Origin of the sequence: Nitrospira sp., assembly GCA_016788885.1 — a bacterium.
In the GTDB taxonomy this organism is placed as follows: domain Bacteria; phylum Nitrospirota; class Nitrospiria; order Nitrospirales; family Nitrospiraceae; genus Nitrospira_A.
On sequence record JAEURX010000047.1, the window covers coordinates 36,001 to 62,353 of the forward strand.

Genomic DNA, 26,353 nt, shown 5'->3' on the forward strand with positions numbered 1-26,353 from the left:
TCCATGCTCCGCCTCGTTACCGGCCCATTTCATCCCACCCTCGAATCTCAACTCGTTCACGATCTTCGTGCTCTCAAGTCGCAGGACCCGCAAGCTGCCGTGGCGCTTATCGTGCCGTCGGATCAGCTGCGGCGTGCCCTGAAGCAGCTTTTGGTCAGGCGGCACGGGCTCGCTCTGTTCAATGTCCACATCTTGTCTTTTCACCAGCTCGCGCTACAGCTGAATGGTGAGCAGCAAGGTCGAGCAGGAACTGTCAGAGAGAAACCTCAGCTTGAACTGGTGACGGATGTGTTCTTCGAACACTTGCTGCAGCACCTCAGCCGGCGACGCCTCCCGCAGACCGATGCACTTCATCTTGAGGAGTTGGCGCCGGGCGCCTGGCCGGCACTGTGGGCCAGCCTGCGTGACGTGAAGGATGCGACGATCGATTCACGCGTCGCGCTCCGCGCGGTGGAGGAGGGGCAGTTTGCGGCGGAGGATGAGCCAAAGCTCAAGGGATTATTTACCTTGTCTGCGGCAATCCGGGAAGGGGCGTCAGCGTTGGGAGTCGGGTCGCCGGACGATCTGGCCGCGCTGGTGACAGAGGAGGCCCCGAACTCACCCTTCCTGAATCGTCTCAGCGGGCTGTGGTACTACGGTTCCTACGACTTGACACAAACGCAATTGACTCTGCTGGAAACTCTGGCCGGCTCATTTCCTGTGACGGTGTACTTCCCCGTGGGGCCGGCGCCCGGTTATGCCTTCGCGCAACAGTTTCTCGAGCGGCACCTCTATCCGATGGCCGGAACGGCGCAGCGCGCGGCGTCCTCCTCCTTGCAGACGAACCTGTTCGATTGGGCGGAAACGAACGTATCGGTTGAGGTTCGCAATGCCGTGGGCGTGGACGATGAATTGACGCTCGTCTGCAAGGAGATCCTGACATTAGTCGAGTCGAACCGCTATCGCTTCGAAGAAATCGGCGTGGTGGGTCGGACCCTTGTGCCCTACCAGTCGTCCCTCGCGAGAATCTTCGACCAGCACCGCATTCCCTTTGTGTCGAGTGCAGCGCTGCCGCTGTTGCAAGAGCCGGTCGTGAAGACGCTCCTTCAGCTGGCCCAGTTGAAGTCGAATGGGTTGCATCGAACCTCGATGTTGGAGGTGTTGACGTCCCCGTGGAACCGTCGATTGATGGCCGGTGGCGGTAGGCTTGCGCCTCGTCCCGATCAGTGGCGGCTGGCGGCGCAGGTGTTGGGTATCACGCGGGGTGAGGAGGAATGGCGACGGCTGGAACATGTGACACAGCTGGAATCCTGGCCGGACGAAGGCTCGCCTCGATGTACAGACCAACAGGAGCCTTTTCCCGTCGATGCCAGGCAACTCCGATGGCTCTGGAACGGTCTCTCCCCTCTGCTCGACGACCTGAGGGGCCTGCCGGAGTCCGGGGGGTATGCCGCGTTGACGGAGGCCTTCTGTGCGCTGGCAGAACGCCACTGTGCGATCGACCTGGAGACAGAGCCATCCGGTGACGCGGCGACGCCAGGAGAGGACGCGCAAGACGTACAGGAGGCGCTGGTGGGTGTGTTCGCCCAGATGCGGATGCTGGACCGGCTTGGGCTTACCGTCAGCTGGAAGGAATGGATCGACACGTTCCTGACCGTCCTGGAACGCACGAGGTATGCTCTCGCACCATCCTCTCACCAGGGCGTGCACGTGCTGGATGCCATGGCGGCAAGGGGCGTGGGATTCCGTGCACTGTTTGTCATCGGGATGAATGAAACGGTGTTTCCCCGGGCCATCCAGGAGGACGGGTTTCTTCGTGACCGGCATCGGCTTATTTTGAGTGAGACGTTGGGCTATAAGATCGATCAGAAGCTGCAGGGCTATGGGGAAGAAGCGCTGCTGTTCGAACTCCTCTCGGCCTCCGCGCGGGAACGCGTGTATCTCTCGTATCAGCGCGCCGATGCCGCCGGGCGTCCCCTGGCCCCATCGGGGTATCTGGATGCGATCGGCGCGGTGTCGAAGGCCGGCCTCGCGGACTCGATGTTTCCCTTGCCACGCCGATGGTCGGAGCGTCGTGACTTGCCGCTGTTTGTCCCGCCGCTACTGACGAGGGAGGAGTTGACGGTGAGTGCGGTATTGAGGGGACGCGATGTGTCGGCGCTGTTGGATCTTGTCGGGCGCGAGGGGACGGTGTTTTCCCATGGCGTGGCTGCTCTGGGCGTTATGGAACAAAGTCACGCGCCGTTGAGCGGCTACGATGGCATGCTGCAGGATCCGATCATGCATTGGCAGCGGGTCTGTGAAAAAGGATTCTCACCGACTGCTCTGGAAACCTATGCCCGTTGTCCCTTCCAGTATTTTGCCGCCCAGGTATTGGATCTCACATCGGTCGGCCAGGAACCCTCGATGGAACTGCCGCCGCCGGCCATGGGGCACCTGTGCCACGACGCATTGCGACGGTGTTACCAGGCCCTGATTGCCCAGGGCCTGGCGTCGACCGGTTTCTCGACAGGGGCGGTCACGACCGCCGTGACACAGGCGGTCGAGCAGACATTCGCCGCCTACGCGGAGCGACACGGCACGGGATATCGGCTGACGTGGGACATGGCGCAGGAGCGGGTGCGGCGGGTTGTGACGGCAGTCTTGGCCGATGATTGCGGAGCGGCGGCTTCCGGGTTTGTCCCGTTCGCCTGTGAAGTCGAGGCGAAGGGAACGCTCCCGGATGGGACCGTGGGCATGACCGTATCTATGCGTGGTCGACTGGACCGTGTCGACCGGCATCCGGTCTCCGGTGTGGTAAGAGTCATCGACTATAAATACCGTGCGAATAGCCGGGTCGAGGCGAAGGATCGCAATCTGCTCCAGGCGGCTATACGGGCTCATCGCCTGCAACCGGCTTTGTATGCCTTGATGACCCTTGCCGAGCCTCTCGATGGTGCAAGGCACGCCCTTCCCGAACGGGTTGAATTTGTGTACCTGCTGCCGCAAGGTGAACCAGCCGTCGATCGGGCGTCTTTTGACTCGTCTGCTTGGCAGGGGCCATCCGGGCCGTTGCTGAGTCGGGCGGTGCAGACGTTACTGAACGGCATCCGGGAGGGCCGGCATTTTATTGTGCCGGATGAGACCCATTGCAGTCATTGCGACTATTCCGCACTGTGTCGTCGTACGCACCAGCCTACCTGGTGGCGAGCCTACCGTGCGGCGGCGGCGAAAGAGCTTCGAGAGATACGGTCGCAGAAGGTGGCGCGTGACTGAAAGTACACAAATTCCAGACCAGGCGGCACGGGAAGCTGCCGCGACGACCTTCGATCGCAACGTAGTGGTCATTGCCGGGGCGGGAACCGGAAAGACCACGTTGCTAGTCAACCGGCTGCTCTATCTCCTCATGCGTCATACCGACCCGCTGGATCTCTCGCGCATCGTGGCATTGACCTTCACGAACAAAGCCGCCACTGAAATGAAACTCCGGTTGCGTGAACGGTTGCGCGGGTTGATAGAGGCCGGTTGTCGGGACGCGTCGCCGCCGCAGAGTGGAACGGTCTCGATTGACGACCTGCGGCTTCGCTACGGCTGGACGACCGACGACATTGTCGCCAGAGCGACGGCTGCCTGGCGAGATCTGGAAAAGGCGCAGATCGGGACCTTGCACAGCTTCGCCGCCCACCTGTTGCGTTTGTATCCGATCGAAGCGGGCGTGACACCGACGTTCCAGACGGATGAGGACGGCTCGCGTTTCGATGAACATTTCAGCGCGGAGTGGGCCCGGTGGTTGGAGGTGGAATTGGGGAACGATGGCCAGGATCACGATCGTTGGCGACAGCTGCTGACGTCCTGGAGTCTGGACGACATACGAGGGCTCGCCTACAGCCTACACAGCGATCTCATCGATCTCGAGGGACTACGGCAGCAGATGGGGGAGGAGCGGCTGAGTCCCGGCGTGTATGCATGGTTCCTTGCGAGGCAAGAACGGGCCGAACAGCTCTTGGCCCGGTATGATAGCCCCAAACCGCGCAAGATCGAATTGATGCTGGCGGCAATGGCGGCACTGTTCGAGACCCTTCTGACCGGAGGGCTTGGTGCCCTGAAGACCTTCCCGGATGAATTTCGCGAACTGCTGGCGAAGGAACTCGGCAAGGCCCCGACCGGCTGGTCGGACGTGGATGCTGCAGACGTCGAGTCGTTGCAGCGGATCGCCAAGCGGCTGCTGAAGGTCGATCAGGCCGCGCTCTCGACCCTGTTGGATGTACTCGCTCCGTTTGTCCGCTCGGTACGACGATCGTTTGTGGATTCCGGTTGGCTCACCTTCGATGGTCTGGTCGGCAAGGCCCGCACGTTGCTCCGGGAGCATCCGACCATTCGGGAGCAATTGAAGCGCGAGTACCGTGCGTTGCTGGTTGATGAGTTCCAGGATACCGATCCCGTTCAGTACGAAATTGTTTTATACCTGGCAGAGCGCCAGGGTCGTCACTCGGCATCCTGGCGTGAGATCGACCTTGAGGCGGGCAAGTTATTCATCGTCGGCGACCCGAAACAATCCATCTACGCATTTCGCCGGGCCGATATCGAAGCGTTCGACTATGTGGTGGACCGGATGGAGCGTGACGGGGCGCTGCGCTGCGAATTGGCGACGAACTTTCGCAGCCATGCTCAGGTGCTGGAGGTGGTGAACGGCGTATTTAATACGCTGTTGATCGCGGAGCCCTCGATTCAGCCTCCGAATGTGCCGCTGGTCGTGCAGCCGAATCGATCCAACCAGATGCGACAGTCCGGCGTTGAACTGCAACTGGTCGTATCGGAAGAGGACGACGATGTGGATTCCTCCTCGGCCACGCGCATGGAGGCGGAGCAGATCGGGCGCACTCTCTCCCATGTGCTGGGTGGATTCGACGAAGCTGGTGGGACGGCCGGGGCGAATATGTCGTTGCGGCCAGGCCATGTTGCGCTCCTTTTTCGAAAATTGACCCAGTCAGAACCGTACCTGGAAGCTCTTCGACGGCATGGCATTCGGTACGTCATCGACGGGGAGAAGCACTTCTATCGGCGTCAGGAGGTGATCGACCTGGTGAACCTTCTGCGCTCCATCGGCGATCCGTACGACGGCATTGCGCTGGCGAGCGTCCTGCGCTCGTCGTTGGGAGGGCTTCCCGATTCCGCCTTGGTGCAGCTCAAGGAGTTGAGGGCTCTGGATTACCGCGAAACCGAGCGGATCCTCACCTGGAAGAGTCCACATGCCGATCCGATCAGGCGCTTGTATGGTGTGCTGACCCGGTTGCATGAGCGGGCGTCACGTGTGCCGCTGCCCCAGGTGCTGGATCTCATCTTTCAGGAACTGCCGTTGCTGGAATTGGCTGCCGCCTCCCTCCATGGTGAACAGGCCATGGCCAACCTACTCAAGGTCAGGCTCATGGCTGCGGCCCTGGCGGATCGTCCCGCCCTCACGCTGCACGGATTCATCGACCTGATGTGTGCACGGCTCAGGGAGGAACCCGATGAGGCGGAGAGCGCCCTCTCTGAGGATACGCTGGATGCCGTACGAGTGTTGACGATTCATAAGGCGAAGGGCCTCGAGTTTCCGCTGGTGATTCTGGCTGGCTTGCACCATGGAGATGGTGCCGGACGAGGCCGTTCCGGGCCCCTGATTTGGCATGATTGGTCGACCGGCATTCAGGGGCTGGACTTTGGTGAGTGCTCGTCGGTTGGTGCGGTTGTGGTGGCAGAGAAGGCTCGTGCACGCGAACAAGCTGAGCGCCGCCGTCTGTTTTATGTTGGTATGACCCGTGCCCGGGAACGATTGGTGTTGTCCGGAGCCCTGTCGAAGCGACCGGTGCGTGGCGCTCTGCTCGAGTTATTGGAGGAAGCCGCCGGGACCGAGCTCGACGGGCAAGAGCGGGCGGTCATCTCATTGGCCGGCGTCGAGTTGCCGCACACGATTCTCAAGGGGAGCGGCCGGGTACCGTCGAAAGAACGAACCAGGCCGGCCATCTTGCAAGAAGAGGTGGTAGAGACGGAGGTTTCCCGTCGGTGGGAGGAGCGCGACCGCATCTGGCGAGCGTATCGATCGGAAGCGCCGATTGTCTCGCCTTCCGACTTTGTCCGCAAGCCGCTGCAGCTCTCCACAGCGAATGCAAGGACAGTGAAGCCTGGGCTGGCAGGGAAGACTCTCGGGACCATGGTGCATCGATTGCTTCAGCATTGGGATTTCGCTGCGGAGGTGGAGTCACAACTGGCGGCCATGAATGTGACGGCTCTTGGGCCGGATGATCAGGTCCAGCAATCCGTGATGGAGGAGATTGGCCAAATCGTTCGTTCGTTTGCTCAGTCAGCACCCTACGATCGATTGCGGCGGGCGACAGTGATCGGCCGGGAGGTTCCGTTCCTGATGCCGTGGAACGAAGGCCGGCAGATCCTCGAAGGGGTCATCGATCTCTTGTATCGCCTCGACGGGAAGCTCTGGATTGCGGACTACAAGACCGATAGGGTCCCGCCCGATCAGATCGCGGCGAGGGCCGAGGCTTATTGTGAACAGGCACGGTTGTATCGGGAAGCGGTCGCACGCTCACTGGGAGAGCCGGTGGCAGGTTTTGAATTTATTTTCCTCCGGCAAGGAGTCTCGATCGCGGTCTAAGTGAAAGGAGGGGAGATGCGGCGCATACTTTTGGCAGCGGTGACGATCATTACCTGTATCGGTTGTGCTGGGCCACGCAAGGCGGAGGTGCGGCCACTCCATGCACCGGCTGGTACGAGTGCGGCAGTGAGTCAGCAGTTGGAGCAGGGAAATCGATTATTGGCGCAGGAGGACTGGGCGGGGGCCAGGCAGGTCTATCTGGACACGATCCAGGCCGACCAATCGTTGGCGGAGGCTCATTACAATCTGGCCTTAACGTTGGAAAAATTGGGCGAGAAGGCCGAAGCCAGGAAACACTATGTCGCTGCGGCGAACTTGGCTCCCGGCAACAAGGTCATCTGGGACGCTCCACCCCTGCGGAAATACGACAGCGAGCTTGGGTTGAACAAGAAGTCCTGGATGGACGCCAATCCAAAGTAGTCTCCGGCTTGGGTAGGGATGCGTCACCCTAGAGCGGGGCTGCGGAGCCGGAATCGGTCTGAAGCGGCCGCTTGCGCTGGGATGCGATAGCCAGGATGACCGCACCCGCGACGATCATCGGAATGCTCAGCAGTTGTCCCATCGAGATCGAACCGACGAGAAAACCGATCTGTGCGTCTGGTTCGCGAAAAAACTCCACCACGATTCGGCAGACTCCGTAGCCCATCAGGAACGCCCCAAACACGGTTCCCGACGGGGGAAGCCGGCGGGTGATCCACCACAACACCGTAAACAGCAAGAGCCCTTCGAGGAAGGCTTCGTACAGCTGGGAAGGGTGTCGGCACACCATCCCGCCTGCGGGGAAGACCATGCACCAGTCCACGTCCGTGGGGCGACCGTATAGCTCACCGTTGATGAAGTTGCCGATTCGCCCCAGCCCAAGACCGACCGGGGTCACACCGGCGGCAAGATCAGCCACGGTCAGCACCGTCATGCCCTGGCGTTTGGCGAATAAGATCAATGCGACGATCGTCCCGATCAATCCGCCGTGGAACGACATGCCGCCTTCCCATACGGCCAGGATCTTGAGGGGATTCTCCAGATAATAGGAGAGGTTATAAAAGAGCACATATCCTAATCGCCCGCCGGCGAACACTCCGACCGCTGCGTACACGATCATGTCGTAGACGTGATCCTTATCGAGCGGTAATCGTTGTGCCTTGGCTCGCGCCCCAATGATGAAATAGGCCAGCGTGAGTCCAATCAGATACATCAGGCCGTACCAGCGGAACTGCAGTGGGCCCAAACGCAAAAACACGGGGTCGATGTCGGGATAGGGAATGGCGTGCAACCAAGGCAGCATAGAAGGACTCCACATAGTTTCGCGATCTTATGTGAGCGTGATCGACATTGCAAGGCACGCCGCGAACCCGCGCCGGACAAGGCCTGAGCCGTGGGCATGAGTTTTCCTTAGGCGTACCTGTCGCTTTTCTGAAACGGTTGTCTCCTCTCGATGTCCACAAAACAGCACCCTTTATGAGGCGCCTTTAACCTGTCCTTACCGAATCCTGCAAATCCGGCTCAAAACTTCCGTGACCATGGTCTGGCACAATTGATGCTGTCTATAACGATAGCTACTCGCCGAGTCAGTGAACCATCAACCTTGTTGTATGAGAGGGAGGAAGTCACGATGTCTACCAAGGGGCGTGAAGCAGCCAAGATTGCAGCAATCATCGGTGGCGGGGCGGTGGTGGGCGCGGCGTTGGGTGTACTGTTGGCGCCGAAGTCCGGTGCGGAGACGCGGCGCGATGTCGCCCGATATGCCAAGAAAGCGCAGCTTCAGGCAACCCGCTTCAGCCGTTCCGTTAAGACCGGCGTGTCCACCATGGTGGAACGTAGTAAAGCTCTGGTGAAGAGAGACGATCACAAAGAAGCCGCTTAGCGGCAGGTGAGAAGGGGAGCCGGCCGGATACAATGTCTAGCACTGGTCTGTCCTCGTAGCGGACAGGCCGGTGCATAGCCATGAAGATCTTGATCCTGCGGCTTGACCCTCCGATACCCGGGTGTTAGATTTCGCCGCGACGCATTGTCCTCTGCGGGAGTGGTGGAATCGGCAGACACCCAGGACTTAAAATCCTGTGTCATACCAATGGCGTGCGGGTTCAAGTCCCGCCTCCCGCACCACAATGCCTGCGTCAAAGGATCTTCCTGCCCCCACGATCGTTTCCCATTGACGCCGCTTCCTCCTTCTCACAGAATCCATTTCGGCGGCTGATTTCAGCAAGGGGCGTGGCAGGGCTGCTCGGCCGAATGAGCCTGCAGGGGATGATCCGATGGAGCGCTTGTGGGCGAGAAGGGAGGCGGGAATTGTGAGGCGCACAGAGGTGCGCCCCGCTCGGTTGGCGTTAGAGCCCCCGCACCGACCGGATCGGCTTCATGTAGTTTTGATCCTCGGTTCCCAAATCTTCATGACAGATGCGCGAATCCGTCGACGCTTTCACCTTGTCGATGATGTTGTGTGACTGCAGCGCCTGCTTGAGGGTATCCGGGGTGGGATAGCTGTCCATGATCACGGCGGGGCAAACAATCAGGGTTCGTTCGACGACCTGGTTGAGAATGACTTTGAATTTGGTGTCGGCCAATGGGTCTCTTCTTGGCACCACCGCCTCAACGATGTAGGGAGACTGAAATTCCGTCTCGAGAAACTCCTTAATGATCTGGACTTTCCGTCGTGCGTAGTCGTCTGTCACGATGCGTGTTCCTTTCAGGCTTCGCGTTTGCCCTGGGGGCAAACCAGGGGATGTCTCTCTGGGTTCAGTTTTTGCTCAATCAGATACATGCGTCATCACATGCCGATCTTAAGAGATACGCATGGCAAAATCCAAGACTGTTTGGCGGCGGTGTTCCCTGAATGCCCTCAGCCACCGCTATGTGCCGGATAGATTCGCGGCCATTCAGCGTTCTATGGGCGATCGCACAACGCGTCTTCTCACGCCTGGATGGACGATCCGCTTTCTCTGTGTGCTCAACAGGTTAGGCCACGACCCCGCCTATGGTCGGGAGGCATGGCCTCAGCGGGAGATGATCTGCTCACGCGCCGAGGTGTCTGGTGAGGTCTGATATACTTGCCATAGTTAACCATGGCGCTGTAGCCGTGATGGACAGGTGGGGGAGATCCAAACATGGTACGACGCGCCGCAGAGGTGTCTGTGCAGCAGGATGAAGGCTCAGGAGGCGGCAGCAAGCCGATCGGACCGGCTTGCACATCGGGCCATCCTCCCCTGGCCTCCTCTTCAGACGGCCGCCAGCTCTTGCGCTGTCCTGTCAAACAATGTGACGGGTTGCTCACGGTCAGTGAGAGAGACTACCACTTCCGCACAGGACTCGAGACTTGGGTCTGCAGTGTGTGCGGGCATCGGGGGTATCGCTCACGGGAGGGAGTCATTCCCTTGTTCCGCGGGGGCCATGAGTTCAAATTCAGTTACGGACCGTCCACGCATACGATCACGGTGGTACTCAGTTCCGCATCCGTCAACTTGTGGGGCACACACGGTGTGAATGAGGAACAGCTGGCGAAGATGGCGGCCGAGTGGGCGCTGTTGTGCGGGAATATCAAAAAGCCGGTTCATCTCGGACTTCCCTCCGAAGAGTTTGCCGAGTTCTATATCTACTTTTGCGGTACCTGACGGGCTTTCGGCTCTCGTGCAGGCACTGTGAGTGTCAGGCTACCGTTCCTCCCGGTTGGCTTCTTTTCACTCTCAGGCATTTTCTGCGGCTCTCCCTCGCAGGACGGTCACCATTTTCCCAACCAGTTTCGACACCCGGCATAATAGGATGCAATCGCGATAGCGAGGACGAACAGTGTCTGCATGACGTGCTGCACGAGCACGCTCGGGTCGATCGTCCGGGTGACGAAGAGAATGCCGGAGGCCACCAGGGTGACGACGAAGGTGGTGCGCTTCGGACAGAGACTGCCATCGCGCTTGCTCTGCATGGCCAGCATGATCCACACACAGGCCCAGCCGATGGCACCTACGACCAGGGCTGCGGCCAGGTCCGTCAGGCCAACCATCAGGCTGCTGAGACCCAGTTCCATCTTGGGGCGTCGCGGCAGTTCGATGCGGATGCGATACAACTCTCCAACTGAAAGCGCCAGCCAGATCAGGAGGATTCCAAGCACGAAACTGCCGCGACCCATTTCGTCGGAAAACATCCGCTTCTTAGGGGTGGCATCGCCGACGGATTTGAGCGGGAAGCCTTGAAAGTGCGGAGTGAAATCGTACCCGCATTCGCAATACTGTGCGGCATGGGGATTCGCCAGCAGGCAGCGCGGACATTCCAGCGGGATAGGTGCACTCATTTTGCCACGACACTCATGGTAGAATCGCGCGCTCAGTTCTTGATCATGGTTTTCAGGAGGGCCCTATGCCTGGTTCACCGCGCCCGTTGCGTTTCGCGTCTCTCGGCGCGCTCTTCGCCGCCACATCCGTTGCCGCCGGGGCATTCGGGGCGCATGCGCTCAAGTCGATTCTCGATCCGTCGATGTTGGCCGTCTATGAAACGGCGGCACGGTATCAAATGTATCATGCTCTCGGCTTGTTTGTCGTAGCCTGGGTCTGGCGAGAAACGGAACATCCGTTGGCGATCAAGGCCGGCTGGTTGTTGTGCACCGGCATTGTCTTGTTCAGTGGAAGCTTGTATCTCGTCGCACTGGCCGGGATCAAGTGGATGGGGGCGTTGACTCCGTTGGGCGGGGTCTCGTTTATCAGCGGATGGATCTGCGTTGCGCTTACCGCCTGGCGAGCCGGTCGCGATCAGTGATGCTGACGTCGTGGTGATACCGGTGCCTTTCCTGCTCCGTCGTTGAAGCAACTCGCCGTACGTTTCCCGGTGATCGATCCCCATCCCCCCGCCGTATTGACGAACGTGCCTTCCAATCGCTGTCCCTCCGCCGAAAAGAGCAGACTGTCTTCCTGTACTCCGGCTCGGGTTTCCCATCGCAGATAAACGCTGTCGCCGAGGACCGTAATTTCCGCGGGACTGTTCGAGGACACCGCTCCCGGAGGCGCAAAGATCACGGAGGTTTTCTCTTCACGATGATTTTGATGATTGTGAATCGACCATTGCCAGGTGCCGCAGAGTCGTGTGAGGCCGCGTTGTTGTCGGACCTGATCCTTCCAATTGTAGATGCGAAACCATTCGCGATGCGCGGTTTCGATCGCCCAGGTCTCGATGCGGGCTGCGGCTCCGCCGAGTTGGGCGGCCGTGTCTTCAGTCAGTGGCTCGTTGATGAGTGTCGGGATTGGTCGGAGTGATGATTCAAGCGGGGTGCCTTCGGTGAGCCACGCCATCTGAGCGTCGACCTGGTGTTGGAGTGCCTGTCGTTGCTCGCTCCCGGAGGTCGGCCCCAGATCTTTGGTTGCGTACGCCAATTGCCAGGCGGCGAGCGCACGAACCAGATCATTGGCCGAACGTGTGAGATCCGTAATCAGCAATTCCCGGCTCATCGTCGGGGTGAGCCCCTTGGCCCCGACGGTCATGGCTGCGTCCTGCAACCCCAACTGCGGGCCGATGGCCGTCTTGAACAATCCGAGTGTCTCGCCCTGTGCGGGCAGCGCCGCCAATTGAGCGGCATTGGCTTTCGCCACCTCATGGAATGCCGGCAGGCGGTTCGTCAGTGTCGGCTGAGTTGGTGGTGGTGTCGGCTCTTCAGCTTGGGCGGCGACTGGAGCAGAGAACAGGGTGGTCAGCGCGCAGGCGAGAAGCAGGCTACACACGGCATGATTCGGCATGACTGAGGGGGCTTTCTCCATTGGACGGTGCGAGTGGCGTAGTGGCGGTTAGGCTCCCTGGAACGAGGTTTTGAGGAATGCCACAGTGGCGTCCCAGGCTTGCGCGGTGGCGTCGGCATTGTAGCCTCCCTGCCTGGTTTCGTCGCAGAACGCATGGGTGGTACCGGCGTAGGTCTTGATCTCGATGCGTTTCCCTTGACCCGCGGCCGCGCGGAGAAGATCCACGTCCTGCTGGGTCGCCCACGTATCCTGTTCAGCTTGGTGATACAGCAGCGGGCTCATCATGTTGGTCAGTTGGTCGGGCGCCGTCACCTTCCCATAGTACGCCACGGCTGCGCGCAGGCGCTTGCGTTGGCAGGCGAACTGGATGGCCAGGGATGCGCCAAGGCCGAACCCAACGACGGCGTGAACGTTCCGTTTGATGCGTTCGGTCGTATTGAGGTATTCGCAACAGGTGTTGATGTCCTGCAGGAGGAGCTTGTCGTTGCATTTGGCCGCTAAGGCCTCCGCCACTTCGGCATTGGCCGTGACCATGCCTCCGAGCCGGCCGTATAACTTCGGAATGATGACGCCATACCCTTCGCAGGCCAAGCGAGCCCCCAGGGCCGTGATCTGAGAGTTCAGTCCCCACCAGTCGTGCAGGAGAACGATTCCGGGGTAGGAAACCTTATCTTGCGGCCAGAACTGAATACACTCGACGTGGACGTCTTTGCTTACCCGCGTGCGGATGTATGGATCAACCATTGCATCCGTCGGCGTCGGAATCGCCATTCCGCTCGGGAAGCGAGCCGTACCAGTTCCGATTTGATCCAGCGAAAAGGGGGCGGTCTGCGTCGTCATGGGTAATACGGTCCTTTCTCGTGTGATCGCGCGTCCGACGATGGTCGTTCGGTACTATAGGGAGCGGATTTGGGCAATGTCAATCGAGGCGGGAAGCGGTGACGGGCCGCCTTGACCGCTGATGGCGAGGTCGGTAGAGTGCGCGGCAACCATGTCACCGGATGTACGTTCTCCGCTCGGAATCGGGCTGATCGGGCTCGGCCATCATGGCACCCGCTATGCCAAACACCTCGTTCAGGATCTGCCTGACACACGTCTGGTCGCTGTCTGCCGGCGTCGTACTGGAGTGGGGAGCGGGCTGGCCGTTGCTCCTGCGGTGCCCTGTTACGCTGACTATCATGACTTGATTGCCGATCCCTTGGTGGAGGCCGTCGTAGTGGTGACCCCTCCGGCACTGAATCGAGAGATTTGTGTCGCGGTCGCCCGGGCAAAGAAGGCCTTGCTCGTGGAAAAACCGTTGGCGACGACGGCGGACGACGCGCGAGTGATCGCGCAGGCGGCGCGTGCCTGCGGACAGGTCATGATGACGGCCCAGACGTTGCGATTCGATGCCGCGGTGCAGACCTTGCGCCAGCGGCAGGCTCAGGTCGGCCTGCCTCAATACCTCAGCCTGGCCAGCCGCATGGAACCACACGGCATGAGCGAAGAGGCCCGTGGGTTCGGCGGTCGAGGTTGTTTGCTCGAGACGGGGATCCATTTGCTTGACCTGGTGCGGCTGCTGACGGGAGAGAACATCCACACCGTCTCGTGTGAGATGGACGTGGTTCCTCCGGATGGAGCGGAGCGGAGGGTGCTCGGGCGCCTGACTACGGAGCGGGGCCTGCGTTGCCTATTGGATGTGTCGCGCGTGACGTCAGGACGGGTTGGGCGAATCGAACTCGTCGGCGCCGAGGGGCAGCTTTCGGCCGACTGGTGCGGGCAGCGAGTCACTCAGGTCTCATCCCGGCACGGTGCCGGAGACTGGCCGACCAGGATGGAGCCGACGGTGTTGAGCACGTTACAGGCCTTCGTGCGTGCCATCCGCGACGGCCTACCGCCTCCGGTGTCGATCGAAGACGGCAAGCGTGCGGTTGAAATTGCCGAAGCCTGTTATGCGTCGGCCCGCCAGGGTGGACAGGCGGTTCGAGTGGACTATCGGTAAGCTAGGTTTCCGCGACAATGTGGGTATCGGTTTCCTCCACGCCGTCGATCGCGTGAATGCGCGTGATGACGACGTCGGACAGTGACCGTTCATCCGCCACATTGATAAACACGAAAATATCCGGTTGCCCGAAACAGGCGTGAATTTGTTCGACGCCGGCAATACCCTTGAGTGCTCCGAGCACCGACTTTCCCTTGCCCGCCTTGACCTTAATCAGAATGTACGCTTTGGTTGCCATGTTGCCTCCTTGGGATACGGGTCGTGAACCGTGTGAGTGTTGTGGGTGACGATTGTTGCCGTGAGTGCAGGCTAGTCGACTTTGGCCCCCGGCATCTCCCGACGGCGTTGAGCATAGACCTGCTGGAAGGTGGTGCCCTTGGTGGAAAATGCGCTGTTGCTTTGGCGGTAGAGTTCCGCCAGCAGATCGAAATCCTGTTTCCCGATATTGAATTCCCGGAATCCCTCGCTGATACCGTCGGCGATCCAGGCATTATTCTGTTGTCCGGCCGCAATCACAGCTTCGAACGTGTCTGCCGACCAGCCGGCGAGACGGAAGGCTGCCTCAACCTCTTCCGCATGGTCACCGAGCGTGGCTCGATGCGCATCCCTAAAAAACTGCCGGATGGCTGGATGCTCGCTCTTGAGGAAGGCGGATTGGAATTGAATGACGGCTTTGATGATTCGGTTTGCCTGCGGGGTCCCTTCCGGTGGAAGAATTCCGGCGTCTTCAAACGTCGCCAGCATAGCCATGACCGAGCCGATATACACCGACGACGTGCGGCTGGATTGGACGACGGTGTGCAGGGGGAGAGCCTGGCTGGTCGTCAGGGGGGGACCCCAGGCTTCAAGAGCGAAGAGCCCACTGAGGGCGAACAGCACAAGCGTGAGCTGCAGGTGGAGCGTGCGGCCTGGCGAGCGACATACGGGAAGTTCCGACGACGTGACCCTGTTCATGCAAGCGGGAGAACCGTACCGATGATCACGTGGGGTCGGCATGAGGGCATTATACAGAAGCGGTGCAGGGCACGCTACCGCGTGACAATGGGGCCAAGGGCGCAGGGGCGCGCGATTGAATTCGTGCGGAGTGACTGCCTATAATCGCGCGACTGGAGCCGGTTTTCGGGTAGTTGACTCTCGGTTGACACGTGATGCGAACGACGGCGTTCGGGGGGACTTGTGCTGGCCAATGTGTTGAGTGCTGCGATTGTGGGAGTCGATGCGCATCTGGTGGACGTCGAAGTCGACATTTCCGCCGGGCTGCCTCAGTTCTCCATCGTCGGGCTTCCCGATGCCACCGTGCGTGAGAGTCGTGATCGTGTGCGGGCGGCCCTCAAGAACAGCGGGTTTCATTTTCCCGTCAAAAAAGTCACGGTCAATCTCGCCCCCGCCAACATCAAAAAAGAAGGTGCCGGCCTCGATCTTGCGATTGCCCTGGGTATTCTGGTGGCTGAAGACATCATTCCGTCTGAGGCCGTGAAGGGCTATGTGTTCGTGGGGGAGTTGTCGCTGGATGGCCGTGCCAAGCCTGTACCGGGTGCCCTGTCAATTGGTGTCGTCTGCCGGCAACGGCATCGTATGTTGATATCAGCCGACAATGCCGAAGAAGCAGCGCTGGCCGATGGCACCGAGGTGTTCCCGATTCATACGCTCCCCCAGGCTGTGGAGTTTTTGCGCGGAGTGCAGACGATTGCTCCGCAAGCCTCCTCCTCGGAGCGGGCAGCGGGTTCTGCGCGGGCCGAGGAAGAGGACTTTGCCGATGTGAAGGGGCAGGCCCATGCGAAACGAGCCTTGGAGGTGGCGGCGGCTGGAGGCCATAACCTCTTGATGATAGGGCCTCCTGGTTCAGGGAAAACGATGTTGGCCCGACGCCTGCCGGGCATCTTGCCGCTATTGAGGCAAGACGAGGCGCTGGAGACCAGTCGCATCCACAGCGTCGTCGGGCAGCTGGCCCAAGACCAGCCGCTGCTTCGGCGCCGACCGTTCCGTGCTCCGCACCACAGCATTTCCGAGGCCGGTCTCATCGGCGGCGGCTCGTTGCCGCGTCCCGGTGAGGTGTCTCTGGCACACAACGGCGTGCTGTTTCTGGATGAGGCCGGCGAATTCGGTCGCTCAACCCTTGATGCGTTGAGGCAGCCGCTGGAAGATGGCCATGTCACTGTGACGCGTGCCAGTGGATCCTTGCGGTTTCCAGCCCGGTTTATGTTGGTGGCTGCGATGAATCCCTGTCCCTGCGGGTACTATGGCGATCGCGCCAGAGACTGTGTCTGCAGTGTCACGCAGGTACGACGCTATCGGGGGAGACTATCCGGTCCGCTCCTGGATCGGCTTGATCTTCAAATCGAAGTCCCGGCAGTGCCCATCCGCGCATTAGGGGATGACACAGTGCCGACCGACTCGTCGGAAACCATCCGGGCGAGGGTGGTGGCGGCTAGGGCTCGACAAGCGGAGCGGTACCGGGGCGACGGGATGTACACGAATGCGCAATTGAAACCGCGCCACCTGAAGCAGTATTGTGCACTGGATCCTCAGGGACGGGACCTGCTGGAGCAGGCCATGGCTCGCCTGGGGTTTTCGGCTCGGGCGCACGGGCGTATCCTGCGGGTGGCCAGGACTATTGCCGACTTGGCCGAGTCTGATAGTATCGGTCCGGTGCATCTGGCCGAAGCCATTCAATATCGAAGTTTCGATCGTCGAGTGGAGTTGTGAAGGAATCTCCCGTTATTCATACGGCCCGTGTGTTTGCCTGGTGGTTTATCGTCGGTGCCACCATGGCGTTAGCCGTGATTCTGCTTCAAGGGGGGATGCGTGAGGCGATGCAGGCGCAGGGATCGGTCTGGGAACTCAAGTTGGTCGAGTTTCTGACGACGATCTTGGGTGGCGGGTTACTCGGCGGGTGTATCGCATTGATTCTCGATCGTATCAAGAAGGCCTGACCGGCGTCGTCGGATGTCGTGCAGCATAAGGGGTGGTGAGTATGGATATTGAGGTTGGGTCGAATTTGTATCGGAACTCCAACGGGATCATCGATATCGAAGGAGTTCCGCAATTTGAAGTCGCCATCAAAGAACCCTCTCGGGCGTTGCTCGTGAATTTTGCCCTCTTCGACGAAGTCGGGCGGATGATGGCCAAGGTTGTGGACAGCAATCTCACCTTCAACGAACGTCGCGCCTATCAACTGGCCAAGAGCCCGACCAGCGTATCCCTGAAACATGAAGAGTCGGGGACGGTCGTGTTCGCCTTGGAACTGACAGACGGTAATCGGGTCGTGTTCAGCCGAGGGTCATTCCATACCATCAAGGGCCACCGCCTGGACGTGTCGCAAAGCGAGTGGCGCATTGATAAAAAGCGATTCAGCGGGAAAGAGACGGATACGAAGGGTGGGGCGGTGTTCCTCGGATAGCCGCCCTCACGCTGCCTTCGCCTTACTGCGAGACTGTTTGTGGTGCGACCGTCGGCACGATCACAATCTGCCCGTCTTTCAGATCAACCACCGCCGTATCTCCATCCCGTAACTCACCCTTGATCAGCTGACGTGCCATCGGTGTTTCGATCTCCTGCTGGATAAGCCGCTTCAGCGGTCTTGCTCCGTAGACCGGATCATAGCCGCGGCGACCGAGATTCTGGAGGGCATCTGGAGTCACCGTCAGCGTGATCCGCCGTTCCAGCAATCGGGCCCGCAACCGTTCCAGCTGGATTTCCACGATCTTCGTCAGATGTTCGTGCCCCAGCGCGTGGAACACCACGATTTCATCCACTCGATTCAGAAACTCGGGCCGGAAGTGCATGCGCAACTCGCCCGTCACTTGCGCCTTCATGGCGTCGTACGTGGCTCCAGCCTGTTGTGCCTCCAGAATATGCTGACTGCCGATGTTCGAGGTCATGATCAGCACCGTGTTCTTAAAGTCCACGGTACGCCCTTGTGAGTCGGTCAGCCGTCCATCATCGAGGACCTGTAAGAGGATGTTGAAGACGTCGTGATGCGCCTTTTCGATCTCATCGAACAGGATGACCGAGAACGGATGTCGACGGACAGCCTCGGTCAACTGGCCCCCTTCTTCGTAGCCCACATATCCGGGAGGTGCGCCGATGAGACGGGCAACCGTGTGTTTCTCCATGTACTCGGACATGTCGATCCGGATCAGGTTCGATTCGTCGTCGAACAGGGTCACGGACAGTGCACGGGCCAGTTCAGTTTTTCCGACGCCGGTGGGGCCAAGGAATAAGAATGAGCCGATCGGTCGATTCGGGTCCTTGATGCCGGAGCGTGCCCTCACGACGGCATCGGCCACGGCCGTCACGGCCTGCTCCTGTCCCACGACGCGGAGGTGTAGGAGTTCGTCGAGTTTGAGAAGTTTTTCCATTTCTCCTTCAACGAGACGGGTGACGGGGATGCCGGTCCATCGACTGACGACCGCTGCAATATCTTCTTCGTCCACTTCTTCCTTCAGCAGTCGGGTCTCATTTTGCTTTTTGCCGAGCGATTGCTGCTCCAGTTCCAATTCCCGTTCCAGCCTCGGCAGTTCGCCATACCGCAATTCTGCCACCTTGTTGAGGTCGTAGGCTCGCTCGGATCGGTCGATATGTTGCTTGACCTCTTCAATCTGCTGACGGATTTTGCGAAGCTTGCTGACTGAGTTTTTTTCGGATTCCCAGCGCGTTTTCAGCGCCTGAAGATCTCTATTTTTTTCCGCTAGTTCCTTTTCGATAGACTGCAGCCGAGCTTTGCTCCCTGCGTCGGTTTCCTTTTTGAGCGCTTCGCGCTCGATTTCCAATTGCAGCACCTTGCGTGACACTTCGTCGAGTTCGGCGGGCAGGCTGTCGATCTCCGTCCGGAGGCGCGCAGCGGACTCGTCGACTAGGTCGATGGCCTTGTCGGGGAGAAAGCGGTCGCCAATATAACGGTTCGAGAGTTTTGCTGCCGCCACCAGCGCGGCGTCCTTGATGCGCACTCCGTGATGCACCTCGTACCGTTCTTTGAGGCCGCGCAATATCGAGATGGTATCCTCGACGCTTGGCTGATCGACGAGGACGGTCTGGAATCGGCGCTCCAGGGCCGCGTCTTTCTCGATGTGTTTGCGATATTCATCAAGCGTGGTGGCGCCGATCAGATGCATTTCACCTCTTGCCAACATCGGCTTGAGAAGATTCGCCGCATCCATTGCGCCTTCCGCAGCTCCGGCTCCCACGACCGTATGGAGTTCGTCGATAAAAAGCAGGACCTGGCCCTGCGCCGCCTGGATTTCCTTGAGTACCGCCTTCAATCGCTCCTCGAATTCGCCACGGAACTTGGCGCCGGCCACCAAGGCTCCCATGTCCAGCACGACTACACGCTTCTGCTTGAGCCCTTCCGGCACATCGCCCTTCACGATGCGTTGCGCTAACCCTTCGACGATGGCCGTTTTGCCGACGCCCGGCTCGCCGATGAGCACCGGATTATTCTTCGTGCGACGGGAGAGAATTTGAATGGTGCGGCGAATTTCGTCATCGCGCCCAATGACCGGATCCAGCTTTCCCTGCCCGGCGAGCTTCGTCAGGTCCCGACCATATTTCTCCAATGCCTGATAGGTGCCCTCCGGATCCTGACTGGTCACTCGCTGGTTCCCTCGGACTTGCTGGAGCGCGGTGAGCAGGCGCTCGCGTGTCAGATTCAGCCGACGGAACACGCCGCCCTCTTCCACCATGGCCAGGACGACGTGTTCCACACTCATGAAGTCGTCCCGCAACTCCTTCATGTGGTCTTCGGCTTTCGTGAGGAGCGATCCTAATCGTGAGGTAAGATGTATTTGCCCGGGAGCTGCGCCTGGCCCTTGAACTTGCGGCACTTTTGCCAACGCCTGCTCCGCAGCTTGCCGGACGGCAGCAGGGGAGACACCGGCCTGCTCAAATAAAGAACTGGCGACCCCTCGGTCCTGCTCCAACAGCGCCATGAGCAGGTGTTCGACATCAATTCCTTGATGTCCCCGCCGCACGGCAAGCGCTGAGGCACTCTGCAGGGCTTCTTGTAGCTTGACGGTCATCCGGTTCATGTCCATATGGCGAACTCCTGGGTGGGTAAGTCTCTCTCTCTATTGGGAGAACATAATCATACCCAGGGCCAAGTCAATAGTGGCATGATGGCTAATCCCGTTCGATGTGAGCCGCCCTCACGAGGGCCTATCGACTTGACCTGTCGATGGAATACGGCTTATTGTCCGCGTCCATGTGGGGTCTGGAGCCCTCCCGGGATTGCTTCCATAATCACTTCTCCTGCGATGTCTAAGCCATGTTGACGATCGTAACTTCTACCCTGCAGCTCTATCGGGACGCGTTTCACGCCACAGGCCGATCCCTGGTTCGTGGCTGGTTGGTCATTCTTTCCGTGGTGGTCTTCACCATGCTGATGTTGTTGGCGCATCAAATCGCCCGTCCGCTTGGCATGCTCGGCGGCTTCCTGCTTGGCGCCGTCAATGCCCTGCTGATCGGAGCCACGTTGAGTCTGATTGAACAGGCTATCAAGGGGATGCGGACCATCACCTTCAGTGACGTGTTGGAGAGCATGGGGCATTATTTTTGGGATGTCATCAGCGTGGGGTTTGTCCTCTGGATTCCTACGATGTTGTTGGATACGAGTTTGCGTGCAAACCCAGACAGCCAGTTTTTGGTGACCGCCTGTCTGCTGCTCGTATTCATCCTGTTGAACCCCGCGCCGGAAGTCATTTATCTCACCAGGCACGATTCCCCACTCGATGTCCTGAAGCGAAGTTATGATTTCGTGATCGACAATTGGATTGAGTGGTTCCTGCCGATGGCGTTGGTGTTGGCTCCCTTGGGGCTCTCGCTTTTCTTTAAACTTTCCAGTCAGCTGGGCAGAGGCGCCGGTCTCGATTTCATTCAACTGGTCTTTGTTCCTTTTACCGTGCTGAGCGCCTGGTTAACCGATCTTGGAATTTCCGCCAGCCTCACCGGTCTGGTGGCGCTGCTGTTGACCCCGCCGTTGATGGTTTCGATGCTTCTGTTCCGCGGGCACTTGTTCGCCGCCCTGTCGTCCACATCGAGGCGGCAACGGCTGTATCAGTCGCAATTCTCTGACTCTGCTCGATAGGAGATGCTTCCTTCGTCCGAAGTCTCCCTCGGCGTTCTGCACAATTTGGAGAACTTGTTGAGGGGATGGCTGAAGTGGTGTATGGCTAGACCTACACTCCTGAATGCCTGGACTCGCATGATTGACGGGAAGGGCTCACATCGTGCGCCTCTCGATCTTTTGGCGGCTGATTCTGACATACCTGGTGATTATTGCCGTCATGACCGCGGTGAACGTCTATGCGTTGCTCCAGATCCGGACGCTGGCAGGGTTAAATACCGAAGTTGCTTCTCATCATCACCCAGAAATCGATTCGGCGAAGCGGTTACTGGCATCGTTGTACGAACAGGTACAAAGCGAGAAGAAGTATGTAGCGGTACCGGCATCGACGTTTCTGGAGCACTTCGATGGGGAGAGCAAAGAGTTTCAACTGGTCTTACAGGGGCTCTTGGCCCAGGAGGCATCGGAGTCGGAGACGCGTCTGTTGAGGGATGTGGAACTGATACAACAGAGCCATTTGGCTCTTTTTCAGGCTCAGCTTGCAGAGCCAAAGGGACAGTCAGCGCAGGCGGCTGCCGGGTATGATGCACGGCGGGATACGCTGACGGCAAAGATGACCGCGGCACTTCAGCACTATATCGGTCTGCACGAAGCGCGCATCGCCGTTGGTGTGAAAGCCTCCCATGCCAGCGCGGCTCATGCAGAGTCGCTTACGAGAAATTTGGTGCTGGTCGCGCTTCTGTTCGGTCTCGGTATGGCCGCGGTCGCAAGTTACAACATTCTTCGCCCGTTACGCCGTTTGCAGGCCACGATTCAGGAAATGGGGCAGGGGAATTTTCGCGCGACCTTGGATGGTCAGGCGCCACGAGAACTGCGGGAGTTGGGCGATACCGTCAAATGGATGGGCGCGAGGCTTCAACAACTAGACGACATTAAAAGCGAATTTCTCGCTCACGTCTCGCATGAACTTCGAACCCCGATGGCATCGATCCAGGAGGGAACCCATCTGTTACTTGACGAGATTCCCGGCCCATTGACGCAAGATCAACGAACGACGCTTCGCATCATGTCGGACAGTAGCCGGCGATTGATGTACCTCATCTCGACCATTCTGGATCTGTCGAAGATCGAATCCGGCATGATGGAATACCGGTTTGTGCCGACGGATCTACGCCGAGTGGCCGATATTTCTCTCAATAAAATCCGCCTGCTCGCGGATGCCAAGCAGGTTCAACTGCTGGTGGAGGCCCCCGTAGAACGTTATTGGGTCAGGGCCGATAGCACCCGTATCGAACAAGTGCTCGACAACGTGCTGTCAAATGCGTTGAAGTACAGCCCTGAGGGAGCAGCCGTCAAATTACAAATGACCCCGCAGCGCGAGGAAGGCTTGCTCCATGTCGATGTGTCGGATTCGGGCCCCGGCATACCGGCAGAGGAAGTCCCGCATATCTTTGAGCGGTTTTATCAGGGCCGCACAAAGACGAGGCATGCGTCGGTGGGAAGCGGACTGGGGTTGGCTCTTGCGAAAAAGGTTGTGGAAGCCCATGGTGGACGAATTTGGGTGGAAAGTGAAGTGGGAAAAGGAACAACCGTGCGGTTTATCCTGTGCCTGACGAAACCTGGGATGTTGGTCTAGTGCGAAGTTTGCGCGACAAAGGAATCCTGCTATTGCTCGGCACTCTGTCGGCGTGTAGTACCGTTCCTCCGCCCTCTCTGCACAGTCCGTATTTCCCAGGGGAAGGGGGAGATGGAAAACTCTCACAGGTCCTTATACGTAAGGATCCTCAGGTGGCCGCCAAATGTGCTAGTAAAAATACCTGTGATCATGTATTCTTCACCCGCGCGTTGGCCTCTTTGTATGAAAGTCGAGAGACGGCTATTCAATACTTCGAAAAGGTCATCGCTGTCGCGCCGAAAAGTCAGATGGCCGTCTCGAGTCGCCTATGGTTGCAGTTGCTTCGGACCGGCGAACTGCCTTCCGATCCGTCGTGGTTGCGATCGGTGATGAATGGACCGGCTATAGCTCAGACGCAGAGTGTTCTCTCTCAGACGATTGAGAGAACTGTTCGTGACCTCCTTGATCGGGAACTGACCATTCAACAGCTGCGGGCGTTGCAGGACAGCGAGGCGCAGTCACTTGAGGCGATGCAACGTGAGTTGCAGGATCAGGAGCGGAAGGCAGAGCTGTTTAATTCCAGGCGAGAGTCTCATCGAATGTCGGTCGATCCGACTATGCTTCAGAATCTCCAGCGGCAGGTTACTGATCGCGATCGGAAAATAGAAGAGCTGACGAGTCAGTTGGAAGCGTTGAAGCGTATCGATCAGGAGATGCGAGGAAAAACTCGCCCGATTAAACCACCGTCCAATCTTCTGCCTCCCCAGCAGTCGGAGCAGGTCAAACCCTAGGGACCGTTATGGAGCAAGAACGCATTCTTGTTGTGGATGATGACGAAGGTCTCCTGCACCTGTTGAGGATGCGTCTTTCAGCGCTGAGGTTCTCAGTAACACCCTGCACGAATGGGCAGGACGCCTTGGCGGCTGCGCGGCAGGAGACGTTTGATATTGCGGTGACCGATCTGCGGTTGAGAGCAGAAGATGGGCTGGCACTGACCGAAGAGCTGCTCCGCATTCAACCGGGCTTGCCGGTCATTATTCTTACGGCCCATGGCAGCATACCGAATGCCGTGGAGGCGATGCAGCGGGGCGCCTTTGGGTATTTGACCAAACCGTTTGATGATAAGGAATTAAAGGCGACCATCGACAAGGCACTGATCCAGTTGCGAATGACCCGTGAGATTCAACGATTGAAGTCGTTAGTCAAAGAACTGTACGGCTTAGAAAACGTCATTGCGAGAAGTCCGGCGATGCAACGCTTATTTCAGCAGGTTGCTCAGATCGCCGATTCTGATGCCACTATCCTTCTCACCGGCGAAACTGGAACTGGCAAAGAGGTGCTTGCGCGAGTGCTGCATGCCAACAGCCGACGCTCAAAGGGACCTTTCGTGGCTCTGAATTGTGCGGCGGTCAGTGAGAGTCTTTTCGAAAGTGAGTTGTTCGGACACATTCGAGGAGCATTTACGAATGCTGTGACTGCAAAACAGGGCCTCTTTCAAAGTGCGAATGGCGGCACGCTGTTTCTCGACGAGATCGCAGAAATGTCGCTTCCTATGCAGGTCAAGTTGCTGAGAGCGGTGCAGGAGCGGGAGGTGCGCGAAGTAGGGGCGGGTTATGCGACGAAGGTCGATGTGCGAATTATTACGGCGACCAACAAAGACTTGGCAGAATGCGTGAAAGCAGGAACCTTTCGCCACGACCTGTACTACCGAATATCCGTTGTTCCGTTAGCCATCCCGCCCTTGCGAGAACGAAAAGATGATATTCCGTTGCTTGCTCAGCATTTTTTAATACACAGTGCTAAACGTGCCAATAAGGATGTGCGTGGGTTTACCACTGCGGCCATGCATCGACTCATTGCCTATCCATGGCCGGGAAACGTGCGGGAACTTGAAAATGTAGTTGAGAAAGCGGTGGTGATGTCTCGGCAAGACATGATAGTGCCCGAATTGCTCCCCTCAGTCGGTGTATCGACAGACATTGGCCTCAAGCCTTTGACTGAGGCCAAAGAAGAATTTGAACGTTCCTATTTGCGCAATGTGTTGCAGATGACGGGTGGGAACATTTCACGAGCTGCTCAATTTGCGGGGAGGTATCGGGCTGATTTTTATAAAATGTTAAAGAAGTATGGGTTGCACCCTTCTATGCTGAAAGAGCGCCATGACTTTGACTCAACCGGGATTGAGAATGAAGAGGAGGAGGTAAAAGACGCCTAGCCCTGCATGTGAGAGCCTGCGTGAAGATGGCGGCCAACGAGGCGTGTTAGCCGTCTGCTTGCCGAATGGCGTATCTTCGTTATTCGAACTCCGAAATTCTTTCCGCTGACCCACTGTACGACCGCTTCTTCAATCTCCAACGGTTTTTTATCTTCTGGATGATCCAGCCGCAGTGTGACCTTCATCCCTAATCTGACCTGATGGTCGCCTTGAATGCGCCAGCCTCCCGGCGAAATGTCCCAAACGATACCCTTTCCCAGAAAATCTTCCGAAAGATAGTAACAGGAACTGCACAGCAGGACCCGCTGATAGGTGCGCAACTTAAAATGATTAGCCATGTGCGGCACTCCTGCGAAATCCAACCTAGATGCCGGTCACTCTACCCGATTGATTACCTGCCAGTGGCGCCGAGAAGAAGAACGCGTTCGCTCCAGCGAGGTGCCTGATGTAGGATGGGATGCTTCTTCACTAACTGTTCTAGACGGCGTTGCTCTTCCTGAGACGTGCGAATAAACTCCACCCCAAGTCTACAACCATCGACCCATCTGACGGCTGCAAGAGCCACATGCAGCGGTGTGGCGTGGTCTGGGAGAAACAGCCTCAGTTGAATGTACTCCCCCACGGTCATTTTCTTAGGGCTTTCGAGAAGGCAGCCTGGGAGTGAAAGGTCTAGAATTCGCCCTTCCCCGACGATATTCTCACCCGCAAACATCACTGAACAATTCATCGCCACACGCTGACTATATCTGCTCTGCATGATGCCTCCTTCCTGCTTCGCTCAGGGCCTCTGGGCATGTAGCTGCGCTGTTGAATCAAACTATATTCTAAGGTGGCGTTGAGGCCTAGTCCCCAGAATTGTTAACCCTTTGGTGGGAAGAAATTTACGGAACTGGATGATTCGAAGTATCGGGTTATATAAGGCTATTTGACGATTGAAAAATCAAAGCCGCTATGGGTGACCCAAAACCCGAAAAGTAGCCCAGGGGGAGCTTGAGGAAATGGCCGGCGGCGTGGTCTTCTTTACCACAAGGAGGACCCGACGATGGCACGACGACGAGGGCATACGGAAGAGCAAATTCTGGCCGCCTTGCGCCAGGCCGAGAGTGGCACGACGGTCGCAGAAATCTGTCGTACGGTGGGCATTAGCGAGCAAACATTCTACGTGTG

Annotated in this window: 25 protein-coding genes and 1 tRNA gene; 16 read left to right on the forward strand and 10 right to left on the reverse strand. The window is 58.5% G+C overall.

Translation table 11 applies throughout. From position 1 onward, the window contains the following. The first annotated feature begins 3 nt into the window (after window positions 1–3). The 3 genes from JNL86_12665 to JNL86_12675 are packed head-to-tail and all read left to right on the forward strand — an operon-like array spanning window position 4 to window position 7,024. Entirely contained in the window at window positions 4–3,234 is a 3,231-nt protein-coding gene (locus JNL86_12665) for an exodeoxyribonuclease V subunit gamma (protein MBL8043761.1), read from the forward strand. Then, window positions 3,227–6,604, forward strand: coding sequence for a UvrD-helicase domain-containing protein (locus tag JNL86_12670; GenBank protein ID MBL8043762.1), 3,378 nt, complete (start codon window positions 3,227–3,229; stop codon window positions 6,602–6,604). Before JNL86_12665 ends, JNL86_12670 begins: the two co-directional genes overlap by 8 nt. A 15-nt stretch (window positions 6,605–6,619) precedes the next feature. Then, window positions 6,620–7,024, forward strand: a complete 405-nt coding sequence (locus JNL86_12675; protein ID MBL8043763.1) for a tetratricopeptide repeat protein — start codon at window positions 6,620–6,622, stop codon at window positions 7,022–7,024. A 28-nt stretch (window positions 7,025–7,052) separates the two neighbouring features. Here the strand turns inward: JNL86_12675 and JNL86_12680 are convergent, their stop codons facing one another. Next, the gene (locus tag JNL86_12680; GenBank protein MBL8043764.1) at window positions 7,053–7,886 is read right to left on the reverse strand and encodes a prolipoprotein diacylglyceryl transferase; all 834 of its coding nucleotides are present in this window, start codon (window positions 7,884–7,886) and stop codon (window positions 7,053–7,055) included. Between the two features lie 327 nt (window positions 7,887–8,213). Here JNL86_12680 and JNL86_12685 point away from each other — a divergent pair, with 327 nt between their 5' ends. Both JNL86_12685 and JNL86_12690 read left to right on the forward strand, forming a co-directional pair. Continuing rightward, window positions 8,214–8,465, forward strand: a complete 252-nt coding sequence (locus JNL86_12685; GenBank protein MBL8043765.1) for a YtxH domain-containing protein — start codon at window positions 8,214–8,216, stop codon at window positions 8,463–8,465. 153 nt (window positions 8,466–8,618) lie between these two features. Continuing rightward, window positions 8,619–8,707 (forward strand) — tRNA-Leu (locus tag JNL86_12690). Between the two features lie 221 nt (window positions 8,708–8,928). On the opposite strand, the gene JNL86_12695 is transcribed toward JNL86_12690, so the two are convergent. After that, a complete protein-coding gene (locus JNL86_12695; protein ID MBL8043766.1) occupies window positions 8,929–9,273 on the reverse strand; it encodes a hypothetical protein in 345 nt (114 codons plus the stop codon). Between the two features lie 432 nt (window positions 9,274–9,705). Between JNL86_12695 and JNL86_12700 the strand changes: the two genes are divergently transcribed. Further along, window positions 9,706–10,209, forward strand: coding sequence for a hypothetical protein (locus tag JNL86_12700; protein MBL8043767.1), 504 nt, complete (start codon window positions 9,706–9,708; stop codon window positions 10,207–10,209). 107 nt (window positions 10,210–10,316) lie between these two features. On the opposite strand, the gene JNL86_12705 is transcribed toward JNL86_12700, so the two are convergent. Next, complete coding sequence (locus tag JNL86_12705; GenBank protein MBL8043768.1) at window positions 10,317–10,883, reverse strand: hypothetical protein; 567 nt, start codon at window positions 10,881–10,883, stop codon at window positions 10,317–10,319. 65 nt (window positions 10,884–10,948) lie between these two features. Between JNL86_12705 and JNL86_12710 the strand changes: the two genes are divergently transcribed. Continuing rightward, window positions 10,949–11,344, forward strand: coding sequence for a DUF423 domain-containing protein (locus JNL86_12710; protein ID MBL8043769.1), 396 nt, complete (start codon window positions 10,949–10,951; stop codon window positions 11,342–11,344). Here the strand turns inward: JNL86_12710 and JNL86_12715 are convergent. Further along, entirely contained in the window at window positions 11,338–12,315 is a 978-nt protein-coding gene (locus JNL86_12715; GenBank protein MBL8043770.1) for a hypothetical protein, read from the reverse strand. The genes JNL86_12710 and JNL86_12715 overlap by 7 nt on opposite strands. A 48-nt stretch (window positions 12,316–12,363) precedes the next feature. Continuing rightward, on the reverse strand, window positions 12,364–13,155 hold the full coding sequence (locus tag JNL86_12720) for a dienelactone hydrolase family protein (protein ID MBL8043771.1): 792 nt from the start codon (window positions 13,153–13,155) through the stop codon (window positions 12,364–12,366). A gap of 151 nt (window positions 13,156–13,306) precedes the next feature. On the opposite strand from JNL86_12720, the gene JNL86_12725 reads away from it, so the two are divergent. Further along, a complete protein-coding gene (locus JNL86_12725) occupies window positions 13,307–14,296 on the forward strand; it encodes a Gfo/Idh/MocA family oxidoreductase (GenBank protein MBL8043772.1) in 990 nt (329 codons plus the stop codon). A gap of 1 nt (window position 14,297) precedes the next feature. On the opposite strand, the gene JNL86_12730 is transcribed toward JNL86_12725, so the two are convergent. Continuing rightward, window positions 14,298–14,534 carry an Lrp/AsnC ligand binding domain-containing protein gene (locus JNL86_12730; GenBank protein ID MBL8043773.1) on the reverse strand — a complete coding sequence of 79 codons (237 nt, stop codon included), beginning with the start codon at window positions 14,532–14,534 and terminating at the stop codon, window positions 14,298–14,300. A gap of 71 nt (window positions 14,535–14,605) precedes the next feature. Further along, entirely contained in the window at window positions 14,606–15,250 is a 645-nt protein-coding gene (locus tag JNL86_12735; GenBank protein MBL8043774.1) for a hypothetical protein, read from the reverse strand. A 222-nt stretch (window positions 15,251–15,472) separates the two neighbouring features. Here JNL86_12735 and JNL86_12740 point away from each other — a divergent pair, with 222 nt between their 5' ends. The 3 genes from JNL86_12740 to JNL86_12750 are packed head-to-tail and all read left to right on the forward strand — an operon-like array spanning window position 15,473 to window position 17,696. Beyond that, the gene (locus JNL86_12740) at window positions 15,473–17,002 is read left to right on the forward strand and encodes a YifB family Mg chelatase-like AAA ATPase (protein ID MBL8043775.1); all 1,530 of its coding nucleotides are present in this window, start codon (window positions 15,473–15,475) and stop codon (window positions 17,000–17,002) included. Further along, on the forward strand, window positions 16,999–17,229 hold the full coding sequence (locus JNL86_12745) for a hypothetical protein (protein MBL8043776.1): 231 nt from the start codon (window positions 16,999–17,001) through the stop codon (window positions 17,227–17,229). The genes JNL86_12740 and JNL86_12745 overlap by 4 nt, the downstream gene beginning before the upstream one ends. 41 nt (window positions 17,230–17,270) lie before the next feature. Beyond that, window positions 17,271–17,696: a hypothetical protein gene (locus JNL86_12750; protein MBL8043777.1), complete on the forward strand. Its 426-nt coding sequence runs from the start codon at window positions 17,271–17,273 to the stop codon at window positions 17,694–17,696. A gap of 22 nt (window positions 17,697–17,718) precedes the next feature. On the opposite strand, the gene clpB is transcribed toward JNL86_12750, so the two are convergent. After that, window positions 17,719–20,328, reverse strand: a complete 2,610-nt coding sequence (gene clpB / locus JNL86_12755; GenBank protein ID MBL8043778.1) for an ATP-dependent chaperone ClpB — start codon at window positions 20,326–20,328, stop codon at window positions 17,719–17,721. A 230-nt stretch (window positions 20,329–20,558) separates the two neighbouring features. On the opposite strand from clpB, the gene JNL86_12760 reads away from it, so the two are divergent. The 4 genes from JNL86_12760 to JNL86_12775 all read left to right on the forward strand — a co-directional run bounded on the left by JNL86_12760 (window position 20,559) and on the right by JNL86_12775 (window position 25,186). After that, window positions 20,559–21,377 (forward strand): hypothetical protein, encoded by an 819-nt coding sequence (locus JNL86_12760; protein MBL8043779.1) that lies wholly within the window; start codon window positions 20,559–20,561, stop codon window positions 21,375–21,377. Between the two features lie 142 nt (window positions 21,378–21,519). Beyond that, window positions 21,520–22,992: a HAMP domain-containing histidine kinase gene (locus JNL86_12765; protein MBL8043780.1), complete on the forward strand. Its 1,473-nt coding sequence runs from the start codon at window positions 21,520–21,522 to the stop codon at window positions 22,990–22,992. Between the two features lie 152 nt (window positions 22,993–23,144). Further along, a complete protein-coding gene (locus JNL86_12770; GenBank protein ID MBL8043781.1) occupies window positions 23,145–23,762 on the forward strand; it encodes a hypothetical protein in 618 nt (205 codons plus the stop codon). 8 nt (window positions 23,763–23,770) lie between these two features. Continuing rightward, window positions 23,771–25,186: a sigma-54-dependent Fis family transcriptional regulator gene (locus JNL86_12775; protein MBL8043782.1), complete on the forward strand. Its 1,416-nt coding sequence runs from the start codon at window positions 23,771–23,773 to the stop codon at window positions 25,184–25,186. Here JNL86_12775 and JNL86_12780 read toward each other — a convergent pair. Both JNL86_12780 and JNL86_12785 read right to left on the reverse strand, forming a co-directional pair. Then, on the reverse strand, window positions 25,183–25,524 hold the full coding sequence (locus tag JNL86_12780) for a PilZ domain-containing protein (protein ID MBL8043783.1): 342 nt from the start codon (window positions 25,522–25,524) through the stop codon (window positions 25,183–25,185). The two genes, JNL86_12775 and JNL86_12780, sit on opposite strands and share 4 nt — an antisense overlap. A 53-nt stretch (window positions 25,525–25,577) precedes the next feature. Continuing rightward, the gene (locus JNL86_12785; GenBank protein ID MBL8043784.1) at window positions 25,578–25,943 is read right to left on the reverse strand and encodes a PilZ domain-containing protein; all 366 of its coding nucleotides are present in this window, start codon (window positions 25,941–25,943) and stop codon (window positions 25,578–25,580) included. A gap of 285 nt (window positions 25,944–26,228) precedes the next feature. Between JNL86_12785 and JNL86_12790 the strand changes: the two genes are divergently transcribed. Beyond that, a partial coding sequence (locus JNL86_12790) for a transposase (GenBank protein ID MBL8043785.1) occupies window positions 26,229–26,353 on the forward strand: 125 nt, incomplete at its 3' end.

What these genes read in the sequence shown, in the direction of transcription:
- JNL86_12680 (MBL8043764.1), bottom strand. Translation starts at nt 7,886, where the DNA reads ATGCTGCCTTGGTTGCACGCCATTCCCTATCCCGACATCGACCCCGTG.
- JNL86_12665 (MBL8043761.1), top strand. Translation starts at nt 4, where the DNA reads ATGCTCCGCCTCGTTACCGGCCCATTTCATCCCACCCTCGAATCTCAA.
- JNL86_12715 (MBL8043770.1), bottom strand. Translation starts at nt 12,315, where the DNA reads ATGCCGAATCATGCCGTGTGTAGCCTGCTTCTCGCCTGCGCGCTGACC.
- JNL86_12775 (MBL8043782.1), top strand. Translation starts at nt 23,771, where the DNA reads ATGGAGCAAGAACGCATTCTTGTTGTGGATGATGACGAAGGTCTCCTG.
- JNL86_12730 (MBL8043773.1), bottom strand. Translation starts at nt 14,534, where the DNA reads ATGGCAACCAAAGCGTACATTCTGATTAAGGTCAAGGCGGGCAAGGGA.
- JNL86_12720 (MBL8043771.1), bottom strand. Translation starts at nt 13,155, where the DNA reads ATGACGACGCAGACCGCCCCCTTTTCGCTGGATCAAATCGGAACTGGT.
- JNL86_12675 (MBL8043763.1), top strand. Translation starts at nt 6,620, where the DNA reads ATGCGGCGCATACTTTTGGCAGCGGTGACGATCATTACCTGTATCGGT.
- JNL86_12785 (MBL8043784.1), bottom strand. Translation starts at nt 25,943, where the DNA reads ATGCAGAGCAGATATAGTCAGCGTGTGGCGATGAATTGTTCAGTGATG.
- JNL86_12700 (MBL8043767.1), top strand. Translation starts at nt 9,706, where the DNA reads ATGGTACGACGCGCCGCAGAGGTGTCTGTGCAGCAGGATGAAGGCTCA.
- JNL86_12760 (MBL8043779.1), top strand. Translation starts at nt 20,559, where the DNA reads ATGTTGACGATCGTAACTTCTACCCTGCAGCTCTATCGGGACGCGTTT.
- JNL86_12780 (MBL8043783.1), bottom strand. Translation starts at nt 25,524, where the DNA reads ATGGCTAATCATTTTAAGTTGCGCACCTATCAGCGGGTCCTGCTGTGC.
- JNL86_12710 (MBL8043769.1), top strand. Translation starts at nt 10,949, where the DNA reads ATGCCTGGTTCACCGCGCCCGTTGCGTTTCGCGTCTCTCGGCGCGCTC.
- clpB (MBL8043778.1), bottom strand. Translation starts at nt 20,328, where the DNA reads ATGGACATGAACCGGATGACCGTCAAGCTACAAGAAGCCCTGCAGAGT.
- JNL86_12685 (MBL8043765.1), top strand. Translation starts at nt 8,214, where the DNA reads ATGTCTACCAAGGGGCGTGAAGCAGCCAAGATTGCAGCAATCATCGGT.
- JNL86_12705 (MBL8043768.1), bottom strand. Translation starts at nt 10,883, where the DNA reads ATGAGTGCACCTATCCCGCTGGAATGTCCGCGCTGCCTGCTGGCGAAT.
- JNL86_12750 (MBL8043777.1), top strand. Translation starts at nt 17,271, where the DNA reads ATGGATATTGAGGTTGGGTCGAATTTGTATCGGAACTCCAACGGGATC.
- JNL86_12735 (MBL8043774.1), bottom strand. Translation starts at nt 15,250, where the DNA reads ATGAACAGGGTCACGTCGTCGGAACTTCCCGTATGTCGCTCGCCAGGC.
- JNL86_12725 (MBL8043772.1), top strand. Translation starts at nt 13,307, where the DNA reads ATGTCACCGGATGTACGTTCTCCGCTCGGAATCGGGCTGATCGGGCTC.